Here is a 6,428-nt window from a genome sequence, read left to right on the forward strand (position 1 = left end):
GGCTTGCGGGTCCGGGTGCGCGCCGGCTCTTCTCCTCGGCCGGAGCCTCGGCGACGACGGCCTCCGCCACGACGGCCTCGGCGGCCTCGGCCACCGCCGTCCCGGCCACGGCCGCCTCGGCGACCGACGAACCACCGCGCGAGCGGCGGCGACGACGGCGCGGAGCAGCCTCACCCTCGGCGCCCTCGACGGCCGGAGCCCCGGTCACCGCGGCAGCGGCCTCGCCCTCGGCGCCGACGTCGGAGCCCCGGCGGGTGCGCCGGCGCTCGCGGGTCCGCCGCGGCTTCTCCTCGGCCGCCTCGACGGCCGGGCCGGCGCCGGGACGAGCCGAGCCGCCACGGCCACCCCGGCCGCCGCGGCCGGAGCGCGCCCCGCGCCCGCCGGTCTCGCCGAGGTCCTCGACCTCCTCCGCGCCGAGCCCGGCACGGGTGCGCTCCGAGCGGGGCAGGATGCCCTTGGTGCCCGGCGCGATCTTCAGCAGCTCGTACAGGTGCGGCGAGGTGGAGTAGGTCTCCTCCGGCTCGTTGAACGGCAGGTCCAGCGCCTTGTTGATCAGCTGCCAGCGCGGGATGTCGTCCCAGTCGACCAGGGTGACGGCGGTGCCGGAGGCGCCGGCCCGGCCGGTGCGGCCGATCCGGTGCAGGTAGGTCTTCTCGTCCTCGGGGCACTGGTAGTTGATGACGTGCGTGACGCCCTCGACGTCGATGCCGCGCGCGGCGACGTCGGTGCACACCAGCACGTCGACCTTGCCGTTGCGGAAGGCCCGCAGGGCCTGCTCGCGGGCGCCCTGGCCGAGGTCGCCGTGGACCGCGCCGGCCGCGAAGCCGCGCTGGGTCAGCTGGTCGGACACGTCGGCGGCGGTGCGCTTGGTGCGGCAGAAGATCATCGCGAGCCCGCGGCCGTCGGCCTGCAGGATGCGCGAGACCATCTCGACCTTGTCCAGCGAGTGCGCACGGAAGATGTGCTGCTCGATGTTGGCGACGGTCGCGCCGGTGTCGTCCGGGGCGGCGGCCCGGATGTGCGTCGGCTGGCTCATGTACCGGCGGGCGAGGCTGATGACCTGGCCCGGCATGGTGGCCGAGAACAGCAGGGTCTGCCGCTTGGCCGGCAGCATGGTGATGATCTTCTCGACGTCGGGCAGGAAGCCCAGGTCGAGCATCTCGTCGGCCTCGTCCAGGACCAGCGCGCGGACCTTGGAGAGGTTGAGCTTCTTCTGGCCGGCCAGGTCGAGCAGACGGCCCGGGGTGCCGACGACGATGTCGACGCCCTTGGTGAGCGCCTCGACCTGCGGCTCGTACGCCCGGCCGCCGTAGACGGCGAGGACGCGCACGTTGCGGACCTTGCCGGCGGTCTGCAGGTCGTTGGTGACCTGGGTGCACAGCTCGCGGGTCGGGACGACGATGAGCGCCTGCGGGAAGTCCGTGAGCTGCTCCTCGGCGGCCCGACCGGCGTCCACGTCGGCGCGCACGACGACCCGCTCGATCAGCGGGAGGCCGAAGCCGAGGGTCTTGCCGGTGCCGGTCTTGGCCTGGCCGATGACGTCGTGGCCGGTCAGCGCGACCGGCAGGGTCATCTCCTGGATGGGGAAGGGGTGGACGATGCCGACGGCCTCCAGGGCCTCGGCGGTCTCCGGGAGGATTCCCAGCTCTCGGAACGTCGTCTTGATGGGTTCAGCGGTGGTGGACAGGGTGCTGCCTCTTCCGTGTGGAGGGGCCGAGAGCGAGCGGCGGGCGGGCGGGCGCGCGGCTGCGTACGGGCTCGGATGCCCTGAAACAGCTGCGCGGACGCACAACCGCGCCGGTCCCTGCGGCCGGCCGGTGCGCGCGGCCCGATGGGCGGGGCGCGTCGCCGGCGGCGTCGGGGAGGATTCCCGTGAGGGACCTGCGCGGGACCTCCGCCGGGCGGGCGCGGTCTCGGCGGCCCTCGCTCGGCCACTGATGCGGTGCCAAGGCTTGAAGTCCAAGCCATGGTCGGAGCCGATCGGCTCTCCGACCGGGCATCCGCGTACGTGAGTACCCGTGCCTCCGATGCGGACACGTCCGAGGGGACGGTGCCGCTAGGAGCGGGCTTGCGCGGGACACCGAGACGGCGGTGACACCGTGCGAGCACGACGGGGCTCCGTACCACCATACAGTCAGGCGACGACTCGAACACGTGACGCGTCTGACATTGCCCCCGGCGACCGGCGCCGGACCGGGCGTTGCGGGAGGTCACCCGGCCCGCCGGCGGGCGGCCGGTCCGTGTGGGGGAGCCGGGCGGGCGGGACTAAGGTGGCGAGTCATGGACACCCACGGTGAGACGCAGGACGAGGCCGGCTCGATCGGCGACTGGGCGAGCTGCTCGGCCGACCCGGGCTACCGCGCGGCGGTGCTGGACCTGCTCGGCGCCCTCGCGTACGGCGAGCTGAGCGCCTTCGAGCGGCTCGCCGAGGACGCCAAGCTGGCCCCCGGCCTCGCCGACAAGGCGGCGCTGGCCCGGATGGCCTCCGCCGAGTTCCAGCACTACCAGCGCCTGCACGACCGGCTCGCCGAGATCGGCGCCGACCCGCAGGAGGCCATGCTCCCCTTCGTCGAGCCGCTGGAGCTGTTCCACCGCATGACGGCGCCCTCGGACTGGCTGGAGGGCCTGGTCAAGGCGTACGTCGGCGACGCCATCGCGACCGACTTCTACCGCGAGGTGGCCGTCCGGCTCGACGACGACACCCGGGACCTCGTCCTCGGCGTCATGTCCGACACCGGCCACGCCCAGTTCGCCGTCGACAAGGTCCGCCAGGCGATCGAGGCCGACCCGCGGGCCGGCGGCCGGCTCGCCCTGTGGGGCCGGCGGCTGATGGGCGAGGCGCTCAGCCAGGCCCAGCGCGTCGTCGCCGAGCGGGACGCGCTGTCCAACCTGCTGGTCGGCGGCGTCCAGGTGCAGGGCTTCGACCTGGTCGAGGTCGGCAAGATGTTCAACCGGATCACCGAGGCGCACACCAAGCGGATGGCCGCCCTCGGCCTGGCGTCCTGAAGGTCGTCGAAGCGCGGGCTACGCGGGCCGGTGGCGCCGGGGCGCGCGGTGGGCGCCCCCGCGGTGCGGGTGGTGCCGGTGCGCCGGGGCCCGGCCGGCGGCCACGTCGGGCCGGGCCAGCATGGAGGTGAGCACCGCCGAGGCGACCGCCGCCGCCAGGGCCGACCCGGCCGGGTAGTGCCCGGCCAGGCTGAAGGCCGCGACCGCCCCGCCGACCAGCGCCGCCGCCACCGCGGTGCCGAGCACCAGGGCGCGGCCCGCCGGGAAGTACGCCGGCAGCGCCAGGAGTGCGGCCAGGCCCACGACCAGGCCGATGAGGGCGAAGACGATCGACTCGACCAGCAAGGCTGCCTCCCCGGGGGACGGGCGCGCGGCGCTCGGACGGCCGCACCTGCGCCCTACCCCGGTCCGACCGGGCGTACACGCAGCGGTGCCCCGCTCCCTCGGGGGAGCGGGGCACCGGGCGGGCGACTCAGAGAGTGCCGAAACCGACCTTGCGGGCGGCCTGCTCGCCGATCTCCACGTACGCCAGGCGCTCGGCCGGGACGATGACGCGGCGGCCGTGCTCGTCGGTCAGCGAGAAGAGCTTCGACGTGCCCTCCAGCGCCTTGGCGACCGCGCTCTCGACCTCATCGGCGCTCTGCGTGCTCTCGATCACGATCTCGCGCGGCGCGTTCTGCACGCCGATCTTGACCTCCACGGCTTCCGTCCCTCCGGGGTTGCAGCCATCCACGCGCGGGCACCGGAGCGCCTGGGACAAGCGTTCGCGGCGACCGCGCCGTACGGCTTCACCATAGAGCACGCGATCACCGCGGAGGCGAAGGTCAGCGGATCACCGGCGACGGCCCGGGCCTCAGGCGGACTCGCCCGCCGGGTGCATCGGGAAGCCCTTGAGGCCGCGCCAGGCGAGGCTGGCGACCAGCCGCACCGCCTCGTCGCGCGGGATCTCCAGACCCTGCGACAGCCAGTAGCGCGCGGTGATCTGGGCGAGGCCGCAGACCCCGGCCGCGAGCAGCTTGGACTCCGACTCGGGCAGCTCGGTGTCCTCCTGGATCACCTTGCTGACCAGCGTCGCGCTCGCCTCGGAGGCCCGCTCGACCCGCTCGCGCACGGCCGGCTCGTTGGTCAGGTCCGACTCGAAGACCAGCCGGAAGGCACCGGACTCGCTGGAGACGTAGTTGAAGTACGCCTCCATCGTCGCCGCCACGCGCAGCTTGTTGTCGGTCGTGGTGGACAGCGCCTCGCGGGTCGACTCGACGAGGGCGTCGCAGTGCTTGTCCAGCAGCGCCAGGTAGAGCTCCAGCTTCCCGGGGAAGTGCTGGTAGAGCACCGGCTTGCTGACCCCGGCGCGGTCGGCGATGTCGTCCATGGCGGCCGCGTGGTAGCCCTGCGCGACGAACACCTCCTGGGCGGCACCGAGCAGTTGTTCACGGCGGGCGCTTCGCGGCAGGCGGGCACCGCGCGGGCGCTCCTGCGCCTCCTGGATGGCCGTCACGGCGCTCCTCACTTCGGGGTTCGTACGGGGCTGTACGGGACTGGCAAGGTGACCGATTCTACTTTTCGGTAACCGCGTCCGCGTTCGGCGGACGTGAGAAAAGCCCCCGGCCTCCTTGTCAGGAGCCCACAATACGGCGCTGACCTCGGCATCGGCAGTGGTGTGACGGGGGCGGAACGGCCCGGCCACGCAGGGTGTCCTCCCGGCGGCGGCCGCCCGGCGGGGGCTCACTACCATCGTCCACCATGAGCGGCGCTGAGCAGCAGGTACGGACGGTCGAGGTCCCCGGGGCGGTGCTCGCGGTGCACCGGCCGGCCGGGGCGGACGGAGCGCACGGGACGGACGGGCGCGAGCCCGGGCTCTTCGTGCACGGGCTCGGCGGCTCGGCCGGCAACTGGACGGCCCTCATGGGCCGGCTCGCCGACCGGATCGACGGCGAGGCCGTGGACCTGCCCGGCTTCGGCGCCTCCGGACCGCCCGCGGACGGCAACCTCAGCGTCAACGGCCACGTCCGCGCCGTCATCGGCTACCTGGAGGCCGCCGGCCGCGGCCCCGTCCACCTCTTCGGCAACTCGCTCGGCGGCGCCGTCGCCGTCCGGCTCGCGGCCCTGCGCCCCGACCTCGTGCGCACCCTCACCCTGGTCTCGCCCGCGCTGCCCGAGCTGCCGCCGCAGCGCAGCGCCTGGCCGACCGGCCTGCTCGCCGTGCCCGGGCTGCCCGGCCTGCTGAGCCGGCTCCCGGCGGGCACCCGCGGACCGGAGGAGGCCGCCGACGACCTCCTGCGGCTGGTCTACGGCGACCCGGACGGGCTGCCCGCGGCCACCCGGGCCGACGCGGTGGCCGAGTACCGGCGCCGGCTCGCGGTGCCGCACGCGATGCAGGCGCTGGTCGGCTCGGCGCGCGGGATCGTCTCGGCGTACACCGAGCGCGGCGACCAGGCGCTGTGGCGCCAGGCCGAGCAGGTCCGGGCGCCCGTGCTGCTGGTGTACGGGCTGCGCGACAAGCTCGTCTCCTACCGCTCGGCCCGGCGGGCCTGCGCGGCCTTCGCGGACGCCCGGCTGCTGGTGCTGCCGGAGTCCGGGCACGTGGCGATGATGGAGCACCCGGAGCAGGTGGCGCGCGAGGTGCGGGAACTGCTGGCCGCGCGCGGCCGGTAACGGCGGCGGTAACGGGACCGTCCGGGGCGAGGTCACGCCGGTTCACTCGTTCAGGTGGCAACCAGGCATGTGACCGATGGATGGCCGCGGGCCGGTCCTACCTTTCTGCTGCCGGACCGAACAGGTGTGGGGGGAGAGCCACACACGCCGCGCCACCAGGCGGGCAGCACGCGGTCGGCCACCAGCTTCCGCAGCCCCTCGGAGGGGCAGCAAGAGGAGGTCTTCCGTGCGCGTCGCCCTGCTCACCGAGGGTGCCCGTCCGCATCCGAGCCGTGGCACCGCCTGGTGCGACCGGCTGGCCGAGGGCCTGCCGGAGCACGGGTTCGAGCTCTACCTGCTCAGAGGACCGGACGCCCTCGGCGTCGGCGACCGGATCTCGCCCGCCTGGCGCGGGGTCCACGAACTGGCCCTGTGGGGGCGCAGGCCCGCCGGGCGAGCCCCCGGCGCACTCCGCAGACGCCAGTACGCGCGGGCGTACGAGGACCTGGTGCGCGCCCTCGTCCTGCCGGGCGAGCGCGCCGGGTTCGGGGCCGGGCTGTACCGGCTGGCGGCGCTCGCCAGGGAGGACGCCGGCCTGTCCGCGTTCCTGGCCTCCGCGCACGCCCGCCGCACCCTGGAGCGGGTCTGGCGGCTGCCCGGCGCGGACACCTCGGCCGGACAGCCGCTGGTGTGCGACGTCCTGGTCGCCGCCGACCTCCTGGAGCAGTGCCTGCGCCCGCTGGCCGCGCCCTGGTACGGCACCCGGCCCGGCGGCCTCGGCGGCGCGGACC

At 74.9% G+C, this 6,428-nt stretch carries 7 protein-coding genes; 3 read left to right on the forward strand and 4 right to left on the reverse strand.

The window, feature by feature from the left end; translation table 11 throughout:
- Nucleotides 1–1,687: DEAD/DEAH box helicase (locus AB0O00_RS26375; RefSeq protein WP_363655782.1), on the reverse strand; the 1,687-nt coding region annotated here is incomplete at its 3' end.
- Between the two features lie 593 nt (nucleotides 1,688–2,280).
- On the opposite strand from AB0O00_RS26375, the gene AB0O00_RS26380 reads away from it, so the two are divergent.
- Nucleotides 2,281–3,006 carry a ferritin-like fold-containing protein gene (locus tag AB0O00_RS26380; RefSeq protein ID WP_363655771.1) on the forward strand — a complete coding sequence of 242 codons (726 nt, stop codon included), beginning with the start codon at nucleotides 2,281–2,283 and terminating at the stop codon, nucleotides 3,004–3,006.
- An 18-nt stretch (nucleotides 3,007–3,024) separates the two neighbouring features.
- Here AB0O00_RS26380 and AB0O00_RS26385 read toward each other — a convergent pair whose 3' ends face one another.
- From AB0O00_RS26385 to AB0O00_RS26395, 3 genes are all read right to left on the reverse strand, one after another.
- Nucleotides 3,025–3,351 (reverse strand): hypothetical protein, encoded by a 327-nt coding sequence (locus AB0O00_RS26385; protein WP_363655773.1) that lies wholly within the window; start codon nucleotides 3,349–3,351, stop codon nucleotides 3,025–3,027.
- 127 nt (nucleotides 3,352–3,478) lie between these two features.
- Nucleotides 3,479–3,706, reverse strand: a complete 228-nt coding sequence (locus AB0O00_RS26390; protein ID WP_363655775.1) for a DUF3107 domain-containing protein — start codon at nucleotides 3,704–3,706, stop codon at nucleotides 3,479–3,481.
- Between the two features lie 153 nt (nucleotides 3,707–3,859).
- The gene (locus AB0O00_RS26395) at nucleotides 3,860–4,501 is read right to left on the reverse strand and encodes a TetR/AcrR family transcriptional regulator (protein WP_363655777.1); all 642 of its coding nucleotides are present in this window, start codon (nucleotides 4,499–4,501) and stop codon (nucleotides 3,860–3,862) included.
- 245 nt (nucleotides 4,502–4,746) lie between these two features.
- Here AB0O00_RS26395 and AB0O00_RS26400 point away from each other — a divergent pair, with 245 nt between their 5' ends.
- Nucleotides 4,747–5,658, forward strand: a complete 912-nt coding sequence (locus AB0O00_RS26400; RefSeq protein WP_363655778.1) for an alpha/beta fold hydrolase — start codon at nucleotides 4,747–4,749, stop codon at nucleotides 5,656–5,658.
- A gap of 226 nt (nucleotides 5,659–5,884) precedes the next feature.
- On the forward strand, nucleotides 5,885–6,428 hold a 544-nt coding region (locus AB0O00_RS26405), incomplete at its 3' end, for a DUF3492 domain-containing protein (protein ID WP_363655780.1).

Source organism: Kitasatospora sp. NPDC093558, from assembly GCF_040683475.1.
Taxonomy (GTDB): Bacteria; Actinomycetota; Actinomycetes; order Streptomycetales; family Streptomycetaceae; genus Kitasatospora.

Coding starts and splice junctions, on each gene's coding strand:
- AB0O00_RS26380 (WP_363655771.1), top strand. CDS start 2,281: ATGGACACCCACGGTGAGACGCAGGACGAGGCCGGCTCGATCGGCGAC.
- AB0O00_RS26400 (WP_363655778.1), top strand. CDS start 4,747: ATGAGCGGCGCTGAGCAGCAGGTACGGACGGTCGAGGTCCCCGGGGCG.